Below are 23643 nucleotides of genomic sequence, written 5' to 3'. Positions count from 1 at the left end.
GCGGCGCGCCCCGCCGGGTCCTGACTCCCGGCGGGGCGCGCCGCCCCTGCTGTCCTTGCCGTACCCGCGGCCGCCTTGCCCGCGGCCGCCGCCTTGCGGCCGGGTCAGGCCGCCGCGCCCGCCTTCAGCTGCCGCGCGATGCGCACGACGCGGTCGGCCTGGACGCGGGCCGCGTCACGGGTCTCGTCGTTGACCGGGTTGTTGCCCTGGGCGTCGATGTGCGAGGTGCCGTACGGGTTGCCGTCGGCGAACTTCACCGGGTCCGTGTAGCCGGGGGCCACGACGATGCCGCCGAAGTGGTGGAAGGAGTTGTAGAGCGCGAGCAGCGTGGACTCCTGGCCGCCGTGCCGGGTCGCGGAGGAGACGAAGCCCGAGTAGACCTTGTCGGCCAGCTTGCCCTGCGCCCACAGCCCGCCGAGCGTGTCGATGAACTGCTTGAGCTGGGAGGAGATGTTGCCGAAACGGGTGGGGCTGCCGAAGATCACGGCGTCCGCCCACTCGATGTCCTCGGGGGTCGCGACGGCGATGTCGGCGCTCGCCGCGTGGTTCGCGGCCCAGGCCGGGTTCGAGTCGATGGCGGCCTGCGGGGCCAGCTCGGCGACCCGGCGTACCCGCACCTCGGCGCCGGCCTTCTCGGCGGTCTCTGCCAGCACCTTGGCCACTTCGGTGTTGGTTCCGGTGGCCGAGTAGTAGACGACGGCGAGCTTTACGGGGTCACTCATGGTGGGGCCTTTCCGCGCCGGATACGCGCATGACGACATGCGCACGGCGATGACGTGCCGATATGTTGGTTTAACGGTAAACCACTTTCCCCCGGCCGTCGCCGTGAGCACCCTCACGCCCCGCGGCGGAATGCGCACCGGTTCCGCCGCGTCGACGCGCGACTGTCGAGATCCAGCCATGATCCACTCGGGCGCAATTCGGTAACACGGCGCACAAACGGACCGCCGCCACCCCTGCGGCGCCGTACTGCCGGGCCCATACACCCATTCCCGACCGCGCCGAGTCAGGATCCGGACACCCTCGGTGAGCCGTGTGTGATTGCGACGCCCCGGCCGCATGGCCGAATCGCGCGGGGACCCAACGCGCGTGCTGGGCAGGGGTGTCGGCGTCCACCGGGAGGTCACTTTCCCGCCGCCGGGCACTTTGCAGCAATTCACTGGCCCGTCACGCGTTCACCACCCGTCGCTGTCAACACGGCCACCCTCGGCGCGACTTGGGATCTACGCGCGCTGACTCCCGCCGTAGGTCCGGAAGTCGGCCTTGCCATCGAAGCAACCGGACCCAAGGATTCAGTCCGTGCGATTGACAGGTTCACGGCCAAAACCGAATGGCCGCGAACGATCGCACCACTGCGGCCCGCCCACCCGTCGGACCGCGCGTTTCCCCCACTGATGGAGGATGTTGTGACCTTCAAGCGCTTTACCCCCCTCGACACGCTCTCCAGACGAGTCCGGCTCATCGCAGTCGCATCCGGCCTGGTGACCGCTGTCGCGCTTGCGGCCCCGACCGCCATGGCCCAGACCGCTCCCTCGGCAAGCGCCTCGACGCTGGCCGCGACGAGCAGCGCCGTCAGCGCCTCCGCCGCCCCCGGTACGGCCTGGTACACGGACGCGAAGACCGGCAAGGTCGTCGTCACCGTCGACAGCACCGTCTCCGACGCGGCCATCGCGAAGATCAAGAGCTCCGTCCCCAGCACCTCGCAGCTCACCGTCAAGCACACCGCCGGCAAGTTCAGCAAGCTGCTGGCCGGCGGCGCGGCCATCTACACCGGCGGCGGCCGCTGCTCGCTCGGCTTCAACGTCCGCAGCGGCAGCACGTACTACGCCCTGACGGCGGGCCACTGCACCAACATCGGCTCGACCTGGTACAGCAACTCGTCGCAGAGCACGGTGCTCGGCAGCACCGCGGGCTCCAGCTTCCCCGGCAACGACTACGGCATCATCCGGCTCAGCCAGGCTGCGCCGAACGACGGCCGTGTCACCCTCTACAACGGCTCCTACCAGGACATCACGTCGGCGGGCAACGCCTCCGTGGGTCAGCGCGTGACCCGCAGCGGCTCGACCTCGGGCGTGCACACCGGCACGGTCCAGGCCACGAACGCCAGCGTCCGCTACGCCGAGGGCACCGTCTCCGGCCTCATCCAGACCAACGTCTGCGCCGAGCCCGGCGACAGCGGCGGTCCGCTCTTCGCCGGCAGCGTGGCGCTGGGCACCACCTCCGGCGGCAGCGGCAACTGCTCCTCCGGCGGCACCACGTTCTTCCAGCCGGTGACCGAGGCCCTCAGCGTGTACGGGGTCAGCGTCTACTAGTACCCCTCCCGGCAAGCTTTGCCCTGTCGCGGGCAAACATTGCCGGTCACGGCACTAGTCGCCGCTGAGCAGTCAGGCAGCATCCGCTCCACCCATCACCACTGATACCGGCGGGCCGCGTCCTCGGACGCGGCCCGCCGCGTCGCCGCTCCGGCCGTCAGCCCACAGCGGGCGCCGGGAGCGTCACCTCGAACCGGCAGCCGCCCGCCACGTTGCGGACGGCTGCGCGGCCCGCGTGGGCCTCCACGATGCCCCGGACGATCGCGAGCCCCAGGCCGGCGCCGCCCGGCGGCGTACGGGCCTCGGTACCCCGCCAGCCGGTGTCGAAGACCCGGGCCAGGTCCTCGGCCGGGATACCGCCGCAGCCGTCGGTGACGGAGAGCACGACGGAACCGGCGCGCAGCTCGGCCGCGACGGCGACCGTGCCGTCGGCCGGGGTCCGGTGGATGGCGTTGATCAGCAGATTGGCGAGGACCCGCGTCATCTCCTTGCCGTCCACCTCGATCGGGACGGCCTCGACATCGGCGCCGACCAGCCGTACCCCGTGCTCCCTGGCCACCGGATCGGCGCCCGCCAGCGCCTCCCCCACCAGGTCGTACGCCGACATCCGGGTCGGCGTGAGGGCGAGCGAACCCGCGTGGATACGGGAGAGTTCGAAGAGATCGCCGACCATCGAGTCGAGCCGGGCCACCTCGGCGCTGATCTGCCGGAAGTACCGGGCCTGGTCCGGCACCACACCGTCCTCCAGCGCCTCCGACATGGCGCGGAGCCCGGCCAGCGGGGTGCGCAGGTCGTGCGAGATCCAGGCGACCAGCTCGCGCCGCGAGGTCTCCAGGGCCCGCTCACGCTCCCGCGAGACGGCGAGCTTCGCGCTGGTCGCCGCCAGCTCCCTGCTCAGCTCGGTGAGTTCGGCCGTGGCCGGGCCGCCGGGCGCGTCGAAGCTGCCGCCGTCGCCGAACGACCGGGCGGCGAGGGCCAGATCGCGGCTGCGGGCGACGACCCAGCGGCCCAGCAGCAGCGCGGTGGCGAGCGAGACCGCGGCCGCCATCGCTGTGACCGTGGTGACGACCGACAGGTCGTGCCTGGACAGGAACATCGCCTGGGCGACGCCCAGCGTCCCGGCGAGCATCGCGGTGACGGCGACGGCGGCGACCACGGTCAGCCCGACGGTGACCGAGCGGTCCCGCAGCAGCCGCAGCGCGACCGCTCCGACCAGGCCTGCGGCGGCTGCGCCGGCGAAGGCGATCAGCACGATGGCGAGCATGGGGGGCACGGTCAGCTCCTGTCGGTGGGCTGCTCGGTGCGCTGCTCGGCGGACTGCCCCGCGCGCTGCTCGAAGGGCTCCCCGGCCGGCTGCTCGGGCGGTGCGTCGAAGCGGTAGCCGACCCCCCAGACCGTCCGGATCAGCCGGGGCCTCGCCGGATCGTCCTCGATCTTGCCGCGCAGCCGCCGCACATGGACGGTGACCGTCGACAGATCGCCGAACTCCCAGCCCCACACGTCGTGCATCAGCTGCTCCCTGGCGATGGCGAGCCCCGGGTGCGTCATCAGGTGCGCGAGCAGTTCGAACTCGCGCAGGGTCAGCGCCAGCGGGCTGCCGTCCTTGGTGGCGCTGCGGGCCGCGGGGTCGAGGGTCAGCCCGCCGGAGCGCAGCTCGGGCCCGGCGGCGCCGCCCTGCCGGGCGTGGGTGCCGCGGCGCAGCACCGACTCGACGCGCAGCACGAGTTCGCGCGGACTGAAGGGCTTGGTGACGTAGTCGTCGGCCCCTATCTCCAGACCGAGGATGCGGTCGTCCTCGTCGCCGCGCGCGGTCAGCATGATGACGGGCACGGCGGCGCTCGCCCGCAGCCGCCGGCACACCTCAAGACCGTCCATGCCGGGCAGCATCAGATCGAGGACGACCAGCGCGGGCGGGTTCCCCGCCGCCAGCCGCAGCGCCTCGGGCCCGTCGGCGGCCCGGTCGACGGCGAAGCCGGCCCGTTCCAGATAGCCGGTGACGACCTCGGAGACGGTCGGGTCGTCGTCGACGACCAGGATGGTGTGCATACGCGCAAGTCTCCTCGGGCGGTGGCCGGTGCACCGCCGTTCACCTCTTACGAAACCATGACGGAGGGCCCGGCCACGAACCAGCGGCCACGAACCGGCGGCCACGACGTCCGATTCGTACAAGACCCGTCCGCGCCCCGCTGCCTACGGTGGGGGCATGACTCCACGACTTGATGTGATCGGCCTGGTCGTCTCCGACATGGCGGCCTCCCTCGCGTTCTACCGCAGGCTCGGCGTCGAGGTGCCCGCCGACGCGGACACCGCGCCCCACGCGGAGGCGGTGCTGCCCGGCGGGGTGCGGCTGCTGTGGGACACGGAGGACGTCGTACGCTCCTTCGACCCCGGCTGGACGGCGCCCCGCGAGGGTGAGCGGCTCTCGCTGGCCTTCTCCTGCGACAGCCCCGCCGACGTGGACTCGATCTACGCGGATCTGACCGGCGCCGGGTACCGGGGCCATCTGAAGCCGTGGGACGCGGTCTGGGGGCAGCGTTACGCGACGGTGCTCGACCCGGACGGCTGCTCGGTCTCGCTGTACGCCAGCGCCGCGTAGGCGCCGAGTGTGAGCCCGGCCAGCTCGCGCGTCTCCCGTGCGAGATGCGCCTGGTCGGTGCAGCCCGCGTCCAGCGCGGCCTGCGCGTAGGGCGTCCCGGCCCGTACGAGCGCCAGGGCGCGCTGCAGGCGCAGGATACGGGCGAGCGTCTTGGGGCCGTACCCGAAGGCGTCCAGCGAGCGGCGGTGCAGCTGGCGGGCGCCGAGGCCGACCGCTTCGGCGGTCGCCGCGACCGTACGGCCCGCGTCGAGGCCCTCGACCACGGCCCGCAGCAGCGGGTCGGGCGGCCCGCTCCCGGCGGCCCTGCGCGCGGCGACGGCCTCCAGGACGGCCGCGGGGTCGGCGGCGGCGGCGAGCCGCTCCACACTCTCGCGCGCCCCGGCGGCGGGCCACAGGTCTGCGAGGTCCACCCGCCGGTCGCGCAGTTCGTGCGCCGGTACGCCGAGGACGGCGGGCGCCGTGCCCGGCGCGAAGCGCACGCCGGTGAAGCGGGAGCCGCCGAGCCCGTCGCCGGTGTGCGCGTGGGTGTCGGGCCCCGCGACGAGCAGCCTGCCGTCGGCCCACAGCAGGTCCATGCAGCCGTCGGGGAGCACCGGATAGGGCGCCGTGGCCGCACGGTCCGGCACGGTCTTCGTCCAGACGACGGCGCCCTCCAGCAGCCGCGACGTCCACTCCCGGTACATACCGATCAGGCTAACGCCGTCGCTCAGTGCTTGTGGTTCTTGTGCCGTGGGGCGTGCAGCCGGGACCGTACCCGGGACTTCACGTCGTCCGGCGGCAGGAAGCGCGACCAGCGTTCCGGGAACTCCGACGGCATGTCGGGGTCGGCGCCGGCCTCCTCGTCGGCCGGGGGGCCAGCGGCGGCGGCGCGGGCCATCAACTCGGCGGCGTGGGCGGCCCGCAGACGTTCGTTGGACGCGCGGGCGGCGGCCGTGGCGAGGGACGGCCAGACCCGGTCGATGGCCGCGTTGACTGCGGCGCCGACCAGGACGGCGAAGGCGGAGATACCGATCCACAACAGCACGGCGATGGGCGCGGCCAGCGAGCCGTAGATCGTCGGGCCCTCCACCGTGCTGGTGAGGTAGATCCGCAGCAGGAAGCTGCCGAGCACCCAGATGGCGAGCGCGACCAGCGCACCCGGGACGTCCTCCAGCCACGCGGAACGGGCCGGCACCGACACGTGGTAGAGCGTGGTGAGGAAGGCGATGGACAGCAGGCTGACCACGGGCCAGTAGAGGATGCTGACGACTTCCGTGCCGCCGGGCACGAACTCGACCACCCTGTCGGGTCCCACGACGGCGAGCGGCAGCACCACCGAGCCGATGACCAGGGCGGCGAGGTAGAGCAGGAAGGCGAGCAGCCGGGTCGCCACGATGCCGCGCCTGCCGTCGAGCCCGTACATCACGGTGATCGTGTCGACGAAGACGTTGACCGCGCGCGACCCCGACCACAGGGCGATGGCGAAGCCGATGGAGATGACATCGGGCCGGCCGCCGTGGTTGATGTCCGCCAGCAGCGGTTTGGCGATCTGGTTCACGCCGCGGTCGGAGAGGACCGTGCCGACCGCCGAGAGGATGCTCTTCTCCAGCGAGGCGACCGTCGTGGTGTTGGTCCAGTCGTCCACGTACCCCAACAGGCCGATCATGCCGAGGAGCAGCGGCGGCAGCGAGAGCAGCGTGAAGAACGCCGCCTCGGCGGCGAGCCCCAGGATGCGGTACTCCATGCAGGAGTTGACCGTGTCCTTCAGCAGCAGCCACGCCATCTTCCGCTTCGAGACGTTGCGGTAGAGCACTCGGGCCCGGTGGAGCCGCCCCGATGGCCGCTCGGGTGTTTCTTTTGCTGCCTGCACATCCTTACCGTAGCCGTATGGCAGCCACCACTCACACAGTGACCAACCAGGTCCCGCCCCTGGTGGGGTACGACGTATTCGCCGCCGACCGGGCGCTGGCCGAGGCCGTCGGGCGCCATCTCGCGCCGGACCTCCTCGACACGGCCGAGGAGGAGCTGACGACGCTCGGTCTCGCCGCGGGATCGGCGCAGGCGCAGCAGTGGGCGACGCAGGCCAACGAGAACCCGCCGAAGCTGCGCACCCACGACAGGTACGGCAACAGAATCGACGAGGTCGACTTCCATCCGGCCTGGCACCGGCTGCTCGGGCACGCGGTGACCGCCGGTCTGACGGACGCCTGGAGCAGGCCGGGCGGCCATCTGCGGCGCGCGGCCGGGTTCCTCGTCTGGTCGCAGGCCGAGGCCGGCCACGGCTGCCCGGTGTCGATGACGCACGCGGCCGTGCCGGCGCTGCGCACCGATCCCGCGCTCGCGGCGGAGTGGGAGCCGAAGCTCCTCTCGCACAGCTACGAGCCCGACCTGCTGCCCGCCGGGCAGAAGCCGGGGGTGCTCTTCGGGATGGGCATGACGGAGAAGCAGGGCGGCAGCGACGTACGGGCCAACACGACGGCCGCCCGGCCGCTGGACGCGGCGGGCGAGTATCTGCTCACCGGGCACAAGTGGTTCTGTTCCGCGCCGATGTCCGACGGGTTCCTGGTGCTGGCGCAGGCACCGGAGGGGCTGACCTGTTTCCTGCTGCCGCGGGTGCTGCCCGACGGGGAGCGCAACACGTTCCGGATCCAGCGGCTCAAGGACAAGCTGGGCAACCGCTCGAACGCGTCGGGCGAGGTCGAGTTCGACGACACGTGGGCGCGCCGGGTCGGCGACGAGGGGCGCGGGGTGCGCACCATCATCGAGATGGTGGCGGCGACCCGGCTCGACTGCGTGCTCGGGGGCGCGGCGCTGATGCGGCAGGCCGTGGCGCAGGCGGTGCACCACGCGACGTACCGCACCGCGTTCGGGGGCGAGTTGGTCGACAAGCCGCTGATGCGCAACGTCCTGGCCGATCTGGCGCTGGAGTCGGAGGCGGCGACGACGCTCGCGATGCGGCTCGCCTCGGCGTACGACCGGTCGTACGGCTCGACGGGCAGCGTCGAGGCCGGGCAGGAGCGGGCGTTCCTGCGGCTGGCCGTGCCGATCGCCAAGTACTGGGTGACGAAGCGAACGACGCCGCTGGTCGCGGAGGCCCTGGAGTGTCTGGGCGGCAACGGCTACGTGGAGGAGTCCGGCATGCCGCGGCTGCTGCGCGAGGCGCCGCTCAACTCGATCTGGGAGGGCTCGGGCAATGTGCAGGCGCTCGACGTGCTGCGGGCGTTGCAGCGTGAACCGGATGCGGTGAACGCGTTCCTGACGGAGGTGGGCAAGGCGCGCGGCGCCGACCACCGTCTCGACGGGGCGATCAAGGACCTGCTGACGGAACTGGCCGACCTGAACGGGATCGAGACAAGGGCGCGCAGGCTGGTGGAGCGGATGGCGCTGGTACTCCAGGGGTCGCTGCTGGTGCGCTGGGCGCCGCCGCAGGTGGCCGACGCGTTCTGCGCCTCACGGCTCGGCGGGGACTGGGGCGCGGCCTTCGGCACCCTGCCGTACGGGCTCGATCTGGCCCCGGTGGTGGAGCGGGCGCGGCCCGTCGCGCCGTGACGCGGGGCGCCGGAGCATGACGTACGACGTCAGAGGTGGTGCTGCGCCGACACGGCACCACCTCCGACTTGTTGTCACCTTCGTGCACATGTCCCTGGTCCGCCAGGGTTGCAAGGCGTTGCAGGAATTGGCCAACTGACCCTCCGTCCGGATTTCGGAGCGGCACGATGGGCATATGGTGCCGCGCCGACCGTGAGGACCGGGAGCCCGATGAAGGACGTACCGCTCGACCTGTCCCGGCTGACCGCCCTGGACAGTGCCCAGGCCACCCGTCTGCTCCATCAGACCCGGGACGCGGCGCTCGCCGGTGAGCGTCCCGCCGTCGCGCCACGACCGCTGATCGACGCGTCGTGGCAGCGGATGTCACGGCTCGGGGTCAGCCCGCAGCAGTCCCTCGGCGGGGTTCCGCTGGAGCGTGAGGAGCTGGAGCACCGCAGGCGTACGTCGGAGCTGGGCGAGCTGATGCGCACGCTCAGCGCCGAACTCACCACCCTGGTCGACGTGGCGCAGCAGATCATGGTCGTCTCGGACGACGCGGGCCGGGTGCTGTGGCGCGAGGGCAGCCTCGGTGTGCTGCGCAGGGCCAGCGGCATCCGGCTTGAGGAGGGCACCACGTGGTCGGAGGGCGCCACGGGGACCAACGCGATCGGTACGGCGCTGGCGATCCGCCGGCCCGTACAGGTCCACTCGGGCGAGCATTTCGTGCGGACGCTGCACTCGTGGACCTGTGCGGCGGCCCCGGTGCACGACCCGCGGGACGGGCGGCTGCTCGGGGTGGTCGACGTGAGCGGTCCCGCGACCGGTTTCCATCCGACGACGCTGGGTCTGGTGACGTCGGTCGCGCGGCTCGCGGAGAGCGAGATGCGCGAAGGGCACCGGCGCGCCGTCGAGCGGCTGCGGTCGGTGGCCGCGCCGATCCTGTGCCGGGTGGGCGGCCGGGCCATGGCCGTCGACCGGCACGGCTGGACGGCGGCGGTCACCGGTATGCCGCCGACGGACCGGGTGCCGCTGCCGAAGTCGCTGCGGGCCGGCCGGATCTGGCATCCGGCGTTCGGGACGTGCACGGTCGAAGCGCTGCCCGGCGGCTGGCTGTTGCGGATCGACGAGGGACCGGGGCCCGGCGAAACGGCGCAGCCGAGCCGGGTGGTCCTGGACCTGAGCCGGCCGCACAGCTGGACGGTCGCGGTGTCCGGGCCCGCCGGCAGCTGGACGCAGGAGCTGACTCCGCGCCATGCCGAGCTGCTGTACGTCCTGGCCACGCGCCGCGAGGGACGCACGGCAGCGGAGCTGGCGTCGGACGTGTTCGGCGACCCGACCCGCACGGTGACGGTGCGGGCCGAGATGTCACGGGTGCGGCGCCATCTCTCGGGGGTGCTGGCGCACCGCCCGTACCGGTTCAGCGACGAGGTCGAGGTGGAGGTGGTGCCGCCCTGCGACCCCGCGGGGCTGCTGCCGCACTCGACGGCCCCGGCCGTGCTGGGCGCGCGGCTGCGCGGGGGCGCGTGACGGGAGCGCGGTCCGGCGTGGTTCGCTGGCTCGTATGAGCATCTCTGTGACCACGTGGTCCCTGGAACAGACCTCGCCCGCCGATCTGCGGCCCGCCGCGTCGCCCGGCGGCGATGTCCGGATCGTCAGGTCCGAGGTGCCGTCGCCCGAGTTCAGCCGCTTCCTCTACACGGCGGTCGGCGGGGACGTCCGGTGGACCGACCGGCTCCCGCTGAGCCGGGCGCGATGGGCGCAGGAGCTGTCCCGGCCGGGGGTGGAGACCTGGGTCGCGTACGAACGGGGCACCCCGGCCGGCTATGTGGAGCTGGCGGCGCAGGACGACGCGGCGGTGGAGATCGTCTACTTCGGGCTGCTCCCGGCCTTCCGCGGCCGGCGCATCGGCGGCCACCTGCTGTCGTACGGGACGGCGCGCGCCTGGGATCTCGCCGAGCGGTGGCCCGGCCGGAAGCCGACGGAGCGGGTCTGGCTGCACACCTGCTCGAAGGACGGCCCGTACGCGCGGGAGAACTATCTGCGGCGCGGTTTCACGCTGTTCGACACCAGCGTCGCGGAGGAACCGGACGTGGCGACTCCGGGTCCCTGGCCGGGCGCGTGAGCCTCCCGGGAACCACGGTGATCGGCGGGTAAACTCGGTCGTCACGTGACAGCCGACACATCGTCTCGCAAGATGGGACAGAGTTGTCCATATGCCGGACAATGGTGGACTGCCCGGAGACCCGCGTGACACGCTTCCGTCATGTCGAGAGCTGGAATTGCCTTGGTGAGTCGGCGGCACGTCGATCTCGGCCGCATGTCCAGCGCCATCTGTCGAGTGAGCTGAGAGTCCAGCACCTCCACAGTCCCCGACCCCTTGCCCCTATCGCGCACTGTTTGCGCCCCGCGCGAGTGTGCCGCTCAGAGCCGCCCTCCCGCAGTCTCGAAGGACGTATCCGCCATGGCCGCCACCCCGGAAAAGCCGACGCCCGCAGCCCCGCGCCGCAAAGTGAGCCGTCACCGCGGCGAGGGCCAGTGGGCCATGGGGCACTTCACTCCGCTCAACGCCAACGAGCAGACGAAGAAGGACGACGACGGTCTCAACGTACGGACACGTATTGAGACGATCTACTCCAAGGCCGGGTTCGACTCGATCGACGGCGCCGACCTGCGCGGCCGGATGCGCTGGTGGGGTCTGTACACCCAGCGCAAGCCCGGGATCGACGGCGGCAAGACCGCGATCCTGGAGCCGGAGGAGCTGGACGACAAGTACTTCATGCTGCGGGTCAGGATCGACGGCGGCCGGCTGACCGCGGAACAGCTGCGCACGATCGGCGGGATCTCCGCCGAGTTCGGCCGCGACACCGCCGACATCACCGACCGGCAGAACATCCAGCTGCACTGGATCCGGATCGAGGACGTGCCGGAGATCTGGCGCCGGCTCGAAGCCGTCGGGCTGAAGACCACCGAAGCCTGCGGCGACACGCCCCGGGTGGTCCTCGGCTCGCCCGTCGCCGGCGTGGCAGCCGACGAGATCATCGACGGCAGCTGGGTCATCGACGAGATCAACGAGCGCTTCATCGGCTCCAAGGAGTTCTCGAACCTGCCGCGCAAGTTCAAGACGGCGGTCTCCGGATCGCCGCTGCTGGACGTGGCGCACGAGATCAACGACATCGCCTTCGTCGGCGTCGACCACCCCGAGCACGGCCCCGGCTTCGACCTGTGGGTCGGCGGCGGCCTGTCCACCAACCCCAAGCTCGGCGTACGGCTCGGCGCCTGGATCCCCGAGCGCGAGGCGCCCGACGTCTGGGCCGGGGTGATCGGGATCTTCCGCGACTACGGCTACCGCAGGCTGCGTACCCGCGCCCGGCTGAAGTTCCTCGTCGCCGACTGGGGCCCGGAGAAGTTCCGCCAGGTCCTGGAGGACGAGTACCTGAAGCGCACGCTCGTCGACGGCCCGGCGCCGCCGCTGCCCGTGCACCGGTGGCGTGACCACGTCGGGGTGCACCGCCAGACCGACGGCCGCTTCTACGTCGGCTTCGCGCCGCGCGTCGGCCGGGTCGACGGGCCCACCCTGACCAAGATCGCCGACCTCGCGGCGGCGCACGGCTCGGACCGGCTGCGGACCACCGTCGAGCAGAAGATGATCGTGCTCGACGTGGCCGAGGACCAGGTCGATTCGCTGGTCGCCGGGCTGGAGGCGCTGGACCTGCGGGTCAACCCCTCGCCCTTCCGGCGCGGCACCATGGCCTGCACCGGCATCGAGTTCTGCAAGCTGGCGATCGTCGAGACGAAGCAGCGCGGCGCCGATCTCATCGACGAACTGGAGCGCAGGCTGCCCGAGTTCGACGAGCCGATCACCATCAACGTCAACGGCTGCCCCAACGCCTGCGCCCGGATCCAGGTCGCCGACATCGGTCTCAAGGGCCAGCTGGTCCTGGACGACAACGGCGACCAGGTCGAGGGCTTCCAGGTCCACCTCGGCGGCGCCCTGGGCCTCGACGCCGGCTTCGGCCGCAAGGTCCGTGGTCTGAAGGTCACTTCGGCCGAGCTGCCCGACTACGTCGAGCGGGTGCTGGGCCGCTACCAGAAGGAGCGCGAGGACGGCGAGCGCTTCGCCACCTGGGCGGCCCGCGCCTCCGCCGAGGCGCTGTCATGAGCGAGCGCGCCGCCCCGTTCTACTGCCCGTACTGCGGCGACGAGGACCTGCGTCCCAGCGAGCAGGGACACGGGTCATGGGAATGCGCGGCATGCAACCGGGCCTTCCAGTTGAAGTTCCTCGGGCTGCTCGCCCAGGGACTGCGACGGAGTGACGGAGGGGAAGAGATATGACCGCACCGACGGAGACCGACGATCTGAAGGGCCTCGCCGAACAGGCGGGGCGTGATCTGGAGAACGCCACAGCGCTGGAGATCCTCACCTGGGCGGCCGACACCTTCGGCGGCCGGTTCTGTGTGACGTCGTCCATGGAGGACGCGGTCGTCGCCCACCTCGCCTCCCGCGCCAGGCCCGGCGTCGATGTCGTCTTCCTCGACACCGGTTACCACTTCCCCGAGACCATCGGCACCCGGGACGCCGTCGACGCCGTGATGGACGTCAACCTCATCACGCTCACCCCCCGGCAGAGCGTCGCCGAACAGGACGCCGAGTACGGCCCGAAGCTGCACGACCGCGACCCCGACCTGTGCTGCGCGCTGCGCAAGGTCAAGCCCCTCGAAGAGGGCCTGGCCGGCTACGCGGCCTGGGCCACGGGACTGCGCCGCGACGAGTCGCCGACCCGCGCCAACACCCCGGTGGTCAGCTGGGACGAGAAGCGGCAGAAGGTGAAGATCGCCCCGATCGCCCGCTGGACGCAGGACGACGTCGACAGCTACGTCGAGGAGCACGGCGTCCTCACCAACCCGCTCCTCACGGACGGTTACGCCTCCGTCGGCTGCGCCCCCTGCACGCGCAGGGTCCTGGCAGGCGAGGACCCCAGGGCGGGCCGCTGGGCCGGCCGGTCGAAGACCGAGTGCGGAATCCACGGATGAGCCAGGAGGGGCAGTTGAGCGGCACGGACCAGGGCGCGACCGTCTGGCTCACCGGTCTGCCGAGCGCCGGCAAGACCACCATCGCGAACGAACTCGCGGGACGGCTGCGCGGCGAGGGCCACCGGGTCGAGGTGCTCGACGGCGACGAGATCCGCGAATTCCTCTCCGCGGGCCTCGGCTTCAGCCGCGAGGACCGGCACACCAACGTGCAGCGGATCGGCTTCGTCGCCCAACTCCTCGCCGCCAACGGGGTGAAGGCGCTGGTGCCGGTGATCGCCCCGTACACGGACAGCCGCGACGCCGTACGCAAACGGCACGAGGCCCGCTCCGCGGCCTATCTGGAGGTGCATGTGGCCACGCCGGTCGAGGTGTGCTCCGTACGCGACGTGAAGGGCCTGTACGCCAAGCAGGCGGCCGGCGAGATCTCCGGCCTCACCGGGGTCGACGACCCGTACGAGGCGCCGGAATCGCCGGACCTGCGGATCGAGTCGCACACCCAGACCGTGGCGCAGTCCGCGGCGGCCCTGCACGCGCTGCTGACCGAGAGGGGACTCGCATGAGGCCGACCGTCGCGACCGTGGGCGAGGGCACCGACGCCCCGTACGCGCTGAGCCATCTGGACGCCCTGGAGTCCGAGGCGGTGCACATCTTCCGCGAGGTGGCGGGCGAGTTCGAGCGGCCGGTGATCCTCTTCTCCGGCGGCAAGGACTCCATCGTCATGCTGCATCTGGCGCTCAAGGCGTTCACGCCCGCGCCGGTGCCGTTCTCGCTGCTGCACGTGGACACCGGGCACAACTTCCCCGAGGTGCTGGCCTACCGCGACCGTACGGTCGCCGAGCACGGGCTGCGGCTGCATGTCGCCTCCGTACAGGACTACATCGACGCGGGAACGCTGCGCGAGCGCCCCGACGGCACCCGCAACCCGCTGCAGACCGTGCCGCTGACGGAGAAGATCCAGGCCGAGCGGTTCGACGCGGTCTTCGGCGGCGGCCGGCGCGACGAGGAGAAGGCCCGCGCCAAGGAGCGGGTGTTCTCGCTGCGCGACGAGTTCTCCCAGTGGGACCCGCGCCGCCAGCGGCCCGAGCTGTGGCAGCTCTACAACGGCCGGCACGCGGCGGGCGAGCATGTCCGGGTCTTCCCGATCTCCAACTGGACCGAGCTGGACGTGTGGCAGTACATCGCACGGGAGGGCATCGAACTCCCCGAGATCTACTTCGCGCACGAGCGTGAGGTGTTCAGCCGCTCCGGCATGTGGCTGACGGCGGGCGACTGGGGCGGCCCGAAGGACGGCGAGACCGTCGAGCTGCGCCAGGTGCGCTACCGCACGGTGGGCGACATGTCCTGCACGGGCGCCGTCGACTCGGACGCCACCACGCTCGACGCGGTGATCGCCGAGATCGCCGCCTCCCGGCTCACCGAGCGCGGCGCCACCCGCGCCGACGACAAGATGTCCGAGGCCGCGATGGAAGACCGCAAGCGCGAGGGGTACTTCTAACCATGACGAGTACGGGTACGGAGAAGTACGCCGAGCAGCTGGCCACCACCACACTGCTGCGCTTCGCCACGGCGGGCTCCGTCGACGACGGCAAGTCCACCCTGGTGGGCCGGCTGCTGCACGACTCCAAGTCGGTGCTCACCGACCAGCTGGAGGCCGTCGCGCACGCCTCGCGCAACCGCGGCCAGGAGACGCCCGACCTGGCGCTGCTCACCGACGGGCTGCGGGCCGAGCGCGAACAGGGCATCACGATCGACGTGGCGTACCGCTACTTCGCCACGCCCCGGCGGCGGTTCATCCTCGCCGACACCCCGGGCCATGTGCAGTACACCCGCAACATGGTGACCGGCGCCTCCACCGCCGAACTGGCCGTGGTCCTGGTCGACGCGCGCAACGGCGTGGTCGAGCAGACCCGCCGCCACGCGGCCGTGGCCGCGCTGCTGCGGGTGCCGCACGTGGTGCTCGCGGTCAACAAGATGGACCTGGTCGCGTACGCGGAGCCGGTGTTCGCCGCGATAGCCGAGGAGTTCACCGCGTACGCGGCCTCGCTGGGCGTCCCGGAGATCACCGCGATCCCGATCTCGGCGCTCGCCGGCGACAACGTGGTCGAGCCGTCCGCGCACATGGACTGGTACGGCGGCCCCACGGTCCTGGAGCACCTGGAGACCGTGCCGGTCAGCCACGACCTGGCCGACTGCCCCGCGCGCTTCCCCGTCCAGTACGTGATCCGCCCGCAGTCCGCCGAACACCCCGACTACCGCGGCTACGCGGGGCAGATCGCCTCCGGCGTGCTGCGCGTGGGCGACGCGGTGACGGTGCTGCCCTCAGGCCGTACCAGCACCGTCGAGGGCATCGACGCGCTCGGCGAGTCCGTCACGGTCGCCTGGGCCCCGCAGTCGGTGACGGTCCGGCTGGCCGACGACATCGACGTGTCGCGCGGCGATCTGATCGCCCCGACCGCCAGCGCCCCCGGCACCACGCAGGACGTCGAGGCGACGGTGTGCCATGTCGCCGACCGGCCCCTGACGGTGGGCCAGCGGGTGCTGCTCAAGCACACCACCCGTACGGTCAAGGCGATCGTCAAGGACATCCCCTCGCGGCTCACCCTGGACGACCTCTCCCAGCACCCGGCGCCCGGCCGGCTCGTCGCCAACGACATCGGCCGGGTCACGATCCGTACCGCCGAACCGCTCGCGCTCGACGCCTACGCGGACTCGCGCCGTACCGGATCGTTCCTGCTCATCGACCCGGCGGACGGTACGACGCTGACGGCCGGCATGGCCGGCGCCGCGTTCGCCGCCGAGAGCGCCGTGGCGCTCCCCGCCCAGGACGACGAGGGATGGGACTTCTGATGGCCATCGACGTGTACGCGACATTCGCGAAGGAGGGCGGCCGCGTGGGAAGCGGCACGCTCGGCGCGGGGACGGGCGGAGTCTCGCGATGTGCGCGATGACGTACGCGCACCGCTCGCGCGCCCTCAGAAGCTGTCGTCTTACCCCGGCCGGGGCCCGAGGGGCCTGGCACCTCCGCCTCCGGCGTTGTCGTCAGTCGCCGACGCTCCGCGTCGACTCCCTCCTCCGCCTTGGATCCGAAGGCACCAGGCCCCTCGACCTGATCCCAACCGGCGCAAGACAACAGCTTCTCACCCCCCGCACCCTCCGCACGCTCCACCCGTACCGCCGAAGACCTGCCGACTTCCCGGTCTCGCCACCGCCCCGCGCAGCGGCGTAAGTTCCGGGCCAACGAGAGGAACCCCTCCCGTGCCTGCCACCCGTCCCACCTCGCACCGCCGCCTCGCCGTCGCGGCCGCACTGCCGCTGGTCGCCCTGGTCCTCGCGTCCTGCGGCTACGGCTCCGACTCGGACTCCGACAAGGACGCGTCGGCGAAGCCCGCCGCCTCCTCCGGAGCGAAGAAGCTCTCCGCCGACTCCGTGAAGATCGGCTACTTCCCCAACCTCACGCACGCCACCGCGCTCGTCGGTATCGAGCAGGGCATCTTCCAGAAGGAGCTCGGTGCCACGAAGGTGGCGCCCGCCACCTTCAACGCCGGGCCCTCCGAGATCGAGGCGCTCAACGCGGGCAGTGTCGACATCGGCTTCATCGGCCCCTCCCCCGCCGTGAACGGCTACACGGCGACCAAGGGCCAGAGCCTGCGGATCATCGGCGGTTCGGCCTCCGGCGGCGTCGAACTCGTCGTCAACCCGAAGAAGATCAAGTCCCTGAAGGACGTCAAGGGCAAGAAGATCGCCACCCCGCAGCTGGGCAACACCCAGGACGTGGCGTTCCTCAACTGGATATCGGACCAGGGCTGGAAGGTCGACGCCCAGTCCGGCAAGGGCGACGTCTCCGTCGTCCGCACGGACAACAAGATCACCCCGGACGCATACAAGTCCGGTTCGATCGACGGCGCCTGGGTGCCCGAGCCGACCGCGTCCAAGCTGGTCGCGGCGGGCGGCAAGATCCTGCTCGACGAGCGTGACCTGTGGCCGGACAAGAAGTTCGTGATCACGAACATCATCGTGAAGCAGTCGTTCCTCAAGGAACACCCGGACGTGGTCGAGGCCGTGCTGCGCGGTTCGGTGAACACCAACAAGTGGATCAACGCCAACCCGGACGCGGCGAAGGCGTCGGCCAACGCGGCGCTGAAGAAGCTGTCCGGCGCCGAGCTGCCCGCCGACGTCATCGACCCGGCGTGGAAGACCATCCAGTTCACCGACGACCCGCTGGCCTCCACGCTGCAGGCCGAGGCCGACCACGCCGTCAAGGCGGGGCTGCTCAAGAAGCCCGACCTGGCGGGCATCTACGACCTGGCGCCGCTCAACAAGATCCTCCAGGCGGCGGGCCAGCCCGCGGTCGACGACGCGGGTCTCGGCGCCAAGTAACCGGCGCGGACCACAGCCCTCTTCCCGTTATCCGCACCGTTCCCAGGAGGTGACGACCTATGGCATCGACCCTCGCCAAGGCCGCCGACAGCGTCCCGGTGGTGGACCACGCCGCCCGGATCGCGCACGTCTCGAAGTCCTTCGCGACGCCCGCGGGGCAGCAGCTCGTCCTCGACGACATCACCCTCGATGTCGCCCCCGGCGAGTTCGTCACCCTCCTGGGGGCTTCGGGCTGTGGCAAGTCCACCCTGCTCAACCTGGTCGCCGGGCTCGACCGGCCGTCCGCGGGGTCCATCGAGACCCCCGGCGGCCGGCCGGCCCTGATGTTCCAGGAGCACGCCCTCTTCCCGTGGCTCACCGCGGGCAAGAACATCGAACTGACCCTGCGGATGCGCGGGGTGGCCAAGCAGGAGCGCCGCGCCGAGGCGGAGCGGCTGCTCGAACTCGTCCGGCTGCCCGGCGCCCACGGCAAGCGGGTGCACGAGCTGTCCGGCGGGATGCGCCAGCGGGTCGCGCTGGCCCGCGCGCTGGCGCAGGACAGCAGGCTGCTGCTGATGGACGAGCCGTTCGCCGCGCTCGACGCCATCACCAGGGACGTCCTGCACGACGAACTGACCAGGATCTGGCGCGAGACGGACGTGTCGGTCCTCTTCGTCACCCACAACGTCCGTGAGGCGGTCCGGCTCGCCGAGCGGGTCGTCCTGCTGTCGTCGCGGCCCGGCCGGGTCGCGCACGAGTGGACCGTCGACATACCGCAGCCGCGCCGTATCGAGGACGCCGCGGTCGCCGAGCTGTCCGTCGAGATCACCGAAGAACTTCGTGGGGAGATCCGCCGCCATGGCCAGCACTGAGACGACTCCGCCGAAGGACACCGCGGAGGCGGCGGACGCGGGCGCCGCGCGGGAGCGGGCCGGGGACCTGGCGGGTCTCGAAGCCGGTCTCGACGCGCTGGACGCCGTACAGACCGGCCGGCCGCCGCTGCGCCAGACCCTGGTGACGAAGGTGCTGCCGCCGGCCACCGCGGTCGTGCTGGTGCTGGTGGTGTGGCAGGTCCTGGTGTGGGCCAAGGTCACCGACGACTACAAGCTGCCGCCGCCGTCCGACGTGTGGGACCAGCTGTCCGAGGCGTGGAAGCAGGGCACCCTGCTGGACTACATCTGGACCAGCGTCTCGCGCGGCCTGCTGGGCTTCCTGCTCGCCCTGGTCATCGGCACCCCGCTGGGACTGCTGGTCGCCCGGGTGAAGTTCGTACGGGCCGCGATCGGCCCGATCCTGTCCGGACTCCAGTCGCTGCCGTCCGTCGCGTGGGTGCCGCCCGCCGTGATCTGGCTCGGTCTGAACGACTCCATGATGTACGCCGTGATCCTCCTCGGCGCCGTCCCCTCCATCGCCAACGGGCTCGTCTCGGGCGTCGACCAGGTCCCGCCGCTGTATCTGCGGGCCGGCCGCACCATCGGCGCGACCGGACTGCGCGGCACCTGGCACATCGTGATGCCGGCCGCACTGCCCGGCTATCTGGCGGGCCTCAAGCAGGGCTGGGCGTTCTCCTGGCGGTCCCTGATGGCCGCCGAGATCATCGCGTCGTCGCCCGATCTCGGCGTGGGGCTCGGCCAGTTGCTGGAGAACGGCAGGACCAACAGCAGCATGTCGATGGTCTTCCTCGCGATCTTCCTGATCCTGATCGTCGGCATCGCCATCGACCTGCTGATCTTCAGCCCGCTGGAGCGCTACGTCCTGCGCAGCCGCGGCCTCCTCGTGAAAAACTGAGCCTGGTGCACCCTCCTGTTCTGATGATCGTCGCGCACGGCAGCCGCGACCCGCGGCATGCCGCGACCGTGCACGCCCTGGGCGGGCGGCTGCGCTCGCTGCGCCCCGGGCTGCGGGTCGAGACGGCCTTCCTGGAGTTCGGGACGCCGTCGGTGCCCGAGCTGCTGGACCGGCTGGCGCTGGAGGGCGTACGGGACGTGACCGCGCAGCCGCTGCTGCTGACGCGCGCCTTCCACGCGAAGACCGACCTCCCCGCCGTGCTGCGCACCGCGTCCGCGCGCCATCCGCTGCTGCGGATCAGGCAGGCCGCCGTGCTCGGTCCCTCGCCGCTGCTGACCCGGGCGCTGGAGCGGCGGCTCTACGAGGCCGGTCTCACCCCCGCGGACAAGCCCACCACCGGGGTCGTGCTGGCCTCGGCCGGCTCCTCCGACCCGGAGGCCGTCGCGGTGATCGCCGGCATCGCGCGGGAGTGGCGGCGCGGCGGCTGGTGCGCCGTGCGGCCCGCGTACGCGTCGGCTTCGGCGCCGCGTACCGAGGACGCGGTGCGCGAGCTGCGCGCGGCGGGGGTGCGGCGGATCGCCGTCGCCCCGTATGTGATCGCCCCTGGTTTCCTGCCGGACCGTATCGCCGCCGGCGCGCGGGCGGGCGGCGCGGACGTGCTGGCCGAGGTGCTGGGCCCGGCCCCTGAGGTGGCGCGGCTGCTGCTGCGGCGCTACGACGAGGCGACGGCGGCGGCCCTGGCGCCGGCCGGGGTCGGCGCCGGGCTCACGGCCTGAGCGTGCCGGTGCGGGTCCGCTTCAGCTCGAAGAAGTCGGGCTGATCGGCGAGGAGCCGGACGCTGTCGAAGATCCTGGCGGCTTCGGCGCCGCGCGGGGCCTCGTTGAAGACCGGGCCGAACCAGACGTTCCCGTCGATGTGGATCGTGGGCGTCCCCACGTAGCCCCCGGCGGCCGGGTCCTGGCCCGCCTCGTGGCTGCGGCGTACGGCGTCGTCGTACGCCGGGTCGGCTGCGGCGTCGGCGAGGGAGGCGGGCAGGCCGAGTTCGGCGAGCGAGTCGGCGACGACGGCGTCGAACTTCCCCGCGTACTCGTCCTCGCGCTGATGGATCCGGCTGCCGAAGGCGGTGTACAGATCGCGCAGGACGGCGTCGCCGTGCTGTTCGGCCGCGGCGACGGCGACCCGGACGGGGCCGACGGAGCGGTCGACCAGGTCGCGGTACCAGTCGGGGAGTTCGTTGCCGACGTTGTGCAGGTACAGGCTCATCACGTGGAAGCGGAGGTCGACGGGGCGCTCCCGCTCGACCTCCAGCATCCAGCGGGAGGTGATCCAGGCGAAGGGGCAGGCGGGGGCGAAGTAGAAGTCGACGGCCGCCGGTGTCTCCGGTGTCGCTGGGGTGCTCATGGTACCGAGATTAGCGACCGGCCGGCCCCGGACCACGGGCCATTCCCGTCCCGGTCCACTGGGCCATTCGCATGGGTCAGGCGGGCCAGGTCAGGGCGTCCAGCGCGGGTCACGGCCGCTGGCCGCGAGTGCCCGGTCGAAGGTCCCCGCGGTCGCCGGGAGCTCCACGGGGTCGGCGAAGCCGTCGTACTTCCGGTACATCTCGGCGTTCTCCGTGACGGTGCCGAGGATGAACGCGGCGGTCTCCTCGGAGAGCCGGAACTCCTGACCGGTGGCGCGTGCCAGCTCCCAGCCGTGCAGGGCCAGTTCCAGCGTCATGAGCGCGGCGACGGCCGGCGCGGGCATCGCCCCGGGTCCCTCCCCGATCTCGCCCTCCCAGACGGCGGGATCGGCCCAGGCGGCGACGGCGCGGTCCAGCGCCGTCACGTACTGCTCGGCCCAGTCGGCGTCGGCTGCGAAGTCGCGGGTGGTCATCTCCTCGGGCAGCTCGGTGCGCAGGGCGCGGTGTTCGAGGCCGTGGGAGGTGTAGGGCACCAGGTGGTTGATCAGGGCCCTGAGGTCCCACTCCGCGCTGGGGGTGGGCGCCGCCAGCTGTCCGGCGGGTACGTGACGTGCGATGCGGGCGGCCTCGGCGGCGCACTCCCGCAGAGGCGGATATCCGGTGTTCATGCGCCCACCGTAGGCAGCGCTCCGGCCGGGGGTCTTGAAGAAAGGCGACAGCGCGTGGCGCCGGTCAGCCCGCGGCGTCGAGGAGCGCGGCCACCTCGGCGAGCGTCATCGAACCGGCCGGGCGGTGCCCGTCGGCGAAGCTGTCGGCGAGGCGCTGCAAGGTCTCGTTCACCGGCGTGGGCACGCCGTGCAGCCGCCCCAGCAGGACGATCTCGCCGTTGAGGTAGTCGGACTCGATGGATCCGGTGCCACGGCTCAGGCTCTGCCACGACGAACCGCCGCCGCGCGGCGCTCCCGGCAGCGGCACGACGTCCACCCGGTCGGCGCGCAGCTCCTCCTGCTCCGCCTCGTCGGCGTACGCGATGCCGGCGGCGTCGAGAACCGCAGTCCCCTCGGCCCTGGCCCGGTCGACGAGGACGCGCGCCTCGGGGCTGACCAGCGGTCCGGCGACCGCCTCGGCGGCGTTGGCGAGATTGGCGAGCAGCTTGGCGTACTTCCACCGCATGACATCGGGGACGACCGGCGCGAGCAGGGTGGACTTCTCCAGGTCGGCGGCGATCCGCCGGAGCGTGTCGTCGGCGCCGGCGGGGTAGCGGCCGAGGTTCAGGATGCCGGTGTACGGGGTGCAGGGGGCGGCGACCACACCCGGCTCGACGAGGGACGACGGGAGCCATACGCACATGCCGTACACCCGGCGGAACCGGCGCAGGGCCAGCCGCTCGCCCTCGACCCCGTTCTGCGCGCAGATCAGCGGAAGCGACTCCCCCGCCGTGCTGTCCCCGACGGCCCGCAGCGACCAGGCGTCCAGCGCGGCGACGCTGTCCTGGGTCTTGACGGCCAGCAGCAGCACGTCGTCCGGGCGCAGCTCGATCTCGTCGGGGCCGCCCACGACGGGCAGCGCGTGCGTCCTGGTCCCGTCGGGCGTGACGAGCCGCAGCCCGTGCTCCCGCAGCGCGTCCCGGTGGGCGCCGCGTGCCACGAGCACGACATCGTGCCCGGCCTGGGCGAGCCGGCCGCCGATACTGCCGCCGACCGCCCCCGCCCCGATGACGATGTAGCGCATCTCGACTCCAGAGGATCAATGAAAATCCAGCATATGCCGCTCCCGTGAGAGAGAGTTGAGCCGGCTGACGGGCCACCGCGCACCGGGGATCAGGAGGAGGGGCCGATGGATCAGATCGACACCAGCACGCCGCATTCGGCACGGGTCTGGAATTACTGGCTCGGCGGCAAGGACAACTACGAGGTCGACCGCGAACTGGGGGCGAAACTGGCCGAGTCGCTGCCCGAGATCATCGACATCGCACGCGCCTCCCGGCAGTTCCAGGCGCGGGCGGTGCGGTATCTGGCCGGGGTGGCGGGGGTACGCCAGTTCCTGGACGTCGGTACGGGTCTGCCGACCGCCAACGCGACGCACGAGGTCGCCCAGGCGGTCGAGCCGTCGGCCCGGGTGGTCTACGTCGACAACGACCCGATCGTGCTGGCGCACGCCCGCGCGCTGCTGACCAGCCGGCCCGAGGGCGCGACCGACTATGTGCACGCCGATCTGACGGATGCCGCGGCCGTGCTGCGGGAGGCGGCCCGGACGCTGGATCTGGCGCAGCCGGTCGCGGTGATGGTGCTCTCGACGCTGGGACACGTGGCCGACGCGGGTGAGGCGGCGGCGCTGCTGCGCGGCTATCTGGACCCGCTGCCGTCCGGCAGCTATCTGATGCTGTGCGACACGATCGCCACACCGGAGACGCTGGCCGGCTCGGACGAGTACGCCGAGGGCGGCGCCGTGCCGTACGTGTCGCGCCCGCAGGAGGTGCTGGGCTCGTTCGCCGACGGGCTGGATCTCGTGGAGCCCGGCTTCGGCTCGATCAGCCTGTGGCGCCCCGACGAGCCGTTCACCGGTACGCCGGTCAACCAGTGGGGCTTCGTCGCGGCCAAGCCGTAAGCCCTGCCGCATGGCAGACCGGTGTCGCCGGGTCCGTACGGCCCA

At 72.0% G+C, this 23643-nt stretch carries 25 protein-coding genes; 17 read left to right on the top strand and 8 right to left on the bottom strand.

Annotation, left to right across the window (positions count from 1 at the left end):
• Positions 1 to 104: 104 nt before the first annotated feature.
• Positions 105 to 722 (bottom strand): NAD(P)H:quinone oxidoreductase, encoded by a 618-nt coding sequence (wrbA, locus tag OHS57_RS29830; protein ID WP_041992203.1) that lies wholly within the window; start codon positions 720 to 722, stop codon positions 105 to 107.
• A 684-nt stretch (positions 723 to 1406) separates the two neighbouring features.
• On the opposite strand from wrbA, the gene OHS57_RS29825 reads away from it, so the two are divergent.
• Complete coding sequence (locus OHS57_RS29825; protein WP_107070123.1) at positions 1407 to 2312, top strand: S1 family peptidase; 906 nt, start codon at positions 1407 to 1409, stop codon at positions 2310 to 2312.
• A gap of 157 nt (positions 2313 to 2469) precedes the next feature.
• Here OHS57_RS29825 and OHS57_RS29820 read toward each other — a convergent pair whose 3' ends face one another.
• On the bottom strand, positions 2470 to 3576 hold the full coding sequence (locus tag OHS57_RS29820; protein WP_443043107.1) for a sensor histidine kinase: 1107 nt from the start codon (positions 3574 to 3576) through the stop codon (positions 2470 to 2472).
• A gap of 11 nt (positions 3577 to 3587) precedes the next feature.
• The gene (locus OHS57_RS29815) at positions 3588 to 4358 is read right to left on the bottom strand and encodes a response regulator transcription factor (RefSeq protein ID WP_328583876.1); all 771 of its coding nucleotides are present in this window, start codon (positions 4356 to 4358) and stop codon (positions 3588 to 3590) included.
• Positions 4359 to 4515: 157 nt separating this feature from the next.
• On the opposite strand from OHS57_RS29815, the gene OHS57_RS29810 reads away from it, so the two are divergent.
• Positions 4516 to 4908, top strand: a complete 393-nt coding sequence (locus OHS57_RS29810) for a VOC family protein (protein WP_328583875.1) — start codon at positions 4516 to 4518, stop codon at positions 4906 to 4908.
• On the opposite strand, the gene OHS57_RS29805 is transcribed toward OHS57_RS29810, so the two are convergent.
• Together OHS57_RS29805 and OHS57_RS29800 are read right to left on the bottom strand one after the other, a co-directional pair.
• The gene (locus OHS57_RS29805) at positions 4848 to 5591 is read right to left on the bottom strand and encodes a DUF6597 domain-containing transcriptional factor (protein WP_328583874.1); all 744 of its coding nucleotides are present in this window, start codon (positions 5589 to 5591) and stop codon (positions 4848 to 4850) included. The two genes, OHS57_RS29810 and OHS57_RS29805, sit on opposite strands and share 61 nt — an antisense overlap.
• Positions 5592 to 5614: 23 nt before the next feature.
• The gene (locus tag OHS57_RS29800; RefSeq protein WP_078863752.1) at positions 5615 to 6757 is read right to left on the bottom strand and encodes a YihY/virulence factor BrkB family protein; all 1143 of its coding nucleotides are present in this window, start codon (positions 6755 to 6757) and stop codon (positions 5615 to 5617) included.
• A 17-nt stretch (positions 6758 to 6774) separates the two neighbouring features.
• Here OHS57_RS29800 and OHS57_RS29795 point away from each other — a divergent pair, with 17 nt between their 5' ends.
• The 14 genes from OHS57_RS29795 (at position 6775) to OHS57_RS29735 (ending at position 20365) form a co-directional block, all read left to right on the top strand.
• Positions 6775 to 8436, top strand: coding sequence for an acyl-CoA dehydrogenase family protein (locus OHS57_RS29795; RefSeq protein ID WP_328583873.1), 1662 nt, complete (start codon positions 6775 to 6777; stop codon positions 8434 to 8436).
• A 210-nt stretch (positions 8437 to 8646) separates the two neighbouring features.
• A complete protein-coding gene (locus OHS57_RS29790) occupies positions 8647 to 9942 on the top strand; it encodes a GAF domain-containing protein (RefSeq protein ID WP_328583872.1) in 1296 nt (431 codons plus the stop codon).
• Positions 9943 to 9976: 34 nt separating this feature from the next.
• On the top strand, positions 9977 to 10537 hold the full coding sequence (locus OHS57_RS29785) for a GNAT family N-acetyltransferase (RefSeq protein WP_041992178.1): 561 nt from the start codon (positions 9977 to 9979) through the stop codon (positions 10535 to 10537).
• 141 nt (positions 10538 to 10678) lie between these two features.
• Entirely contained in the window at positions 10679 to 10762 is an 84-nt protein-coding gene (locus OHS57_RS37810) for a putative leader peptide (RefSeq protein WP_443043106.1), read from the top strand.
• Positions 10763 to 10876: 114 nt separating this feature from the next.
• Positions 10877 to 12574, top strand: a complete 1698-nt coding sequence (locus tag OHS57_RS29780) for a nitrite/sulfite reductase (protein ID WP_328583871.1) — start codon at positions 10877 to 10879, stop codon at positions 12572 to 12574.
• On the top strand, positions 12571 to 12747 hold the full coding sequence (locus tag OHS57_RS29775) for a hypothetical protein (RefSeq protein ID WP_198533330.1): 177 nt from the start codon (positions 12571 to 12573) through the stop codon (positions 12745 to 12747). Before OHS57_RS29780 ends, OHS57_RS29775 begins: the two co-directional genes overlap by 4 nt.
• Complete coding sequence (locus OHS57_RS29770) at positions 12744 to 13445, top strand: phosphoadenylyl-sulfate reductase (protein WP_041992171.1); 702 nt, start codon at positions 12744 to 12746, stop codon at positions 13443 to 13445. Before OHS57_RS29775 ends, OHS57_RS29770 begins: the two co-directional genes overlap by 4 nt.
• Before the next feature lie 14 nt (positions 13446 to 13459).
• Positions 13460 to 14005, top strand: a complete 546-nt coding sequence (gene cysC, locus OHS57_RS29765) for an adenylyl-sulfate kinase (protein WP_328585201.1) — start codon at positions 13460 to 13462, stop codon at positions 14003 to 14005.
• Positions 14002 to 14940 carry a sulfate adenylyltransferase subunit CysD gene (cysD, locus tag OHS57_RS29760; protein ID WP_041992168.1) on the top strand — a complete coding sequence of 313 codons (939 nt, stop codon included), beginning with the start codon at positions 14002 to 14004 and terminating at the stop codon, positions 14938 to 14940. Before cysC ends, cysD begins: the two co-directional genes overlap by 4 nt.
• 2 nt (positions 14941 to 14942) lie before the next feature.
• Complete coding sequence (locus OHS57_RS29755; protein ID WP_328583870.1) at positions 14943 to 16292, top strand: sulfate adenylyltransferase subunit 1; 1350 nt, start codon at positions 14943 to 14945, stop codon at positions 16290 to 16292.
• A 408-nt stretch (positions 16293 to 16700) separates the two neighbouring features.
• A complete protein-coding gene (locus OHS57_RS29750) occupies positions 16701 to 17822 on the top strand; it encodes an ABC transporter substrate-binding protein (protein ID WP_328583869.1) in 1122 nt (373 codons plus the stop codon).
• A gap of 59 nt (positions 17823 to 17881) precedes the next feature.
• Positions 17882 to 18673 (top strand): ABC transporter ATP-binding protein, encoded by a 792-nt coding sequence (locus OHS57_RS29745; RefSeq protein WP_328583868.1) that lies wholly within the window; start codon positions 17882 to 17884, stop codon positions 18671 to 18673.
• Positions 18660 to 19589 (top strand): ABC transporter permease, encoded by a 930-nt coding sequence (locus OHS57_RS29740; protein ID WP_041992158.1) that lies wholly within the window; start codon positions 18660 to 18662, stop codon positions 19587 to 19589. The genes OHS57_RS29745 and OHS57_RS29740 overlap by 14 nt, the downstream gene beginning before the upstream one ends.
• A 23-nt stretch (positions 19590 to 19612) precedes the next feature.
• Positions 19613 to 20365 (top strand): sirohydrochlorin chelatase, encoded by a 753-nt coding sequence (locus OHS57_RS29735; protein ID WP_328585200.1) that lies wholly within the window; start codon positions 19613 to 19615, stop codon positions 20363 to 20365.
• On the opposite strand, the gene OHS57_RS29730 is transcribed toward OHS57_RS29735, so the two are convergent.
• From OHS57_RS29730 to OHS57_RS29720, 3 genes are all read right to left on the bottom strand, one after another.
• Positions 20355 to 20990, bottom strand: a complete 636-nt coding sequence (locus OHS57_RS29730; RefSeq protein ID WP_328583867.1) for a mycothiol-dependent nitroreductase Rv2466c family protein — start codon at positions 20988 to 20990, stop codon at positions 20355 to 20357. The genes OHS57_RS29735 and OHS57_RS29730 overlap by 11 nt on opposite strands.
• A gap of 90 nt (positions 20991 to 21080) precedes the next feature.
• Positions 21081 to 21659, bottom strand: coding sequence for a TIGR03086 family metal-binding protein (locus OHS57_RS29725; protein WP_328583866.1), 579 nt, complete (start codon positions 21657 to 21659; stop codon positions 21081 to 21083).
• A 64-nt stretch (positions 21660 to 21723) separates the two neighbouring features.
• Positions 21724 to 22722, bottom strand: a complete 999-nt coding sequence (locus tag OHS57_RS29720) for a ketopantoate reductase family protein (RefSeq protein ID WP_328583865.1) — start codon at positions 22720 to 22722, stop codon at positions 21724 to 21726.
• A gap of 105 nt (positions 22723 to 22827) precedes the next feature.
• Between OHS57_RS29720 and OHS57_RS29715 the strand changes: the two genes are divergently transcribed.
• Positions 22828 to 23598, top strand: coding sequence for an SAM-dependent methyltransferase (locus tag OHS57_RS29715; RefSeq protein ID WP_328583864.1), 771 nt, complete (start codon positions 22828 to 22830; stop codon positions 23596 to 23598).
• The last annotated feature ends 45 nt before the right edge of the window (positions 23599 to 23643 follow it).

It is taken from the genome of Streptomyces sp. NBC_00370 (assembly GCF_036084755.1).
In the GTDB taxonomy this organism is placed as follows: Bacteria; Actinomycetota; Actinomycetes; order Streptomycetales; family Streptomycetaceae; genus Streptomyces.
This window is presented reverse-complemented; position numbering and strand designations above follow the sequence as displayed.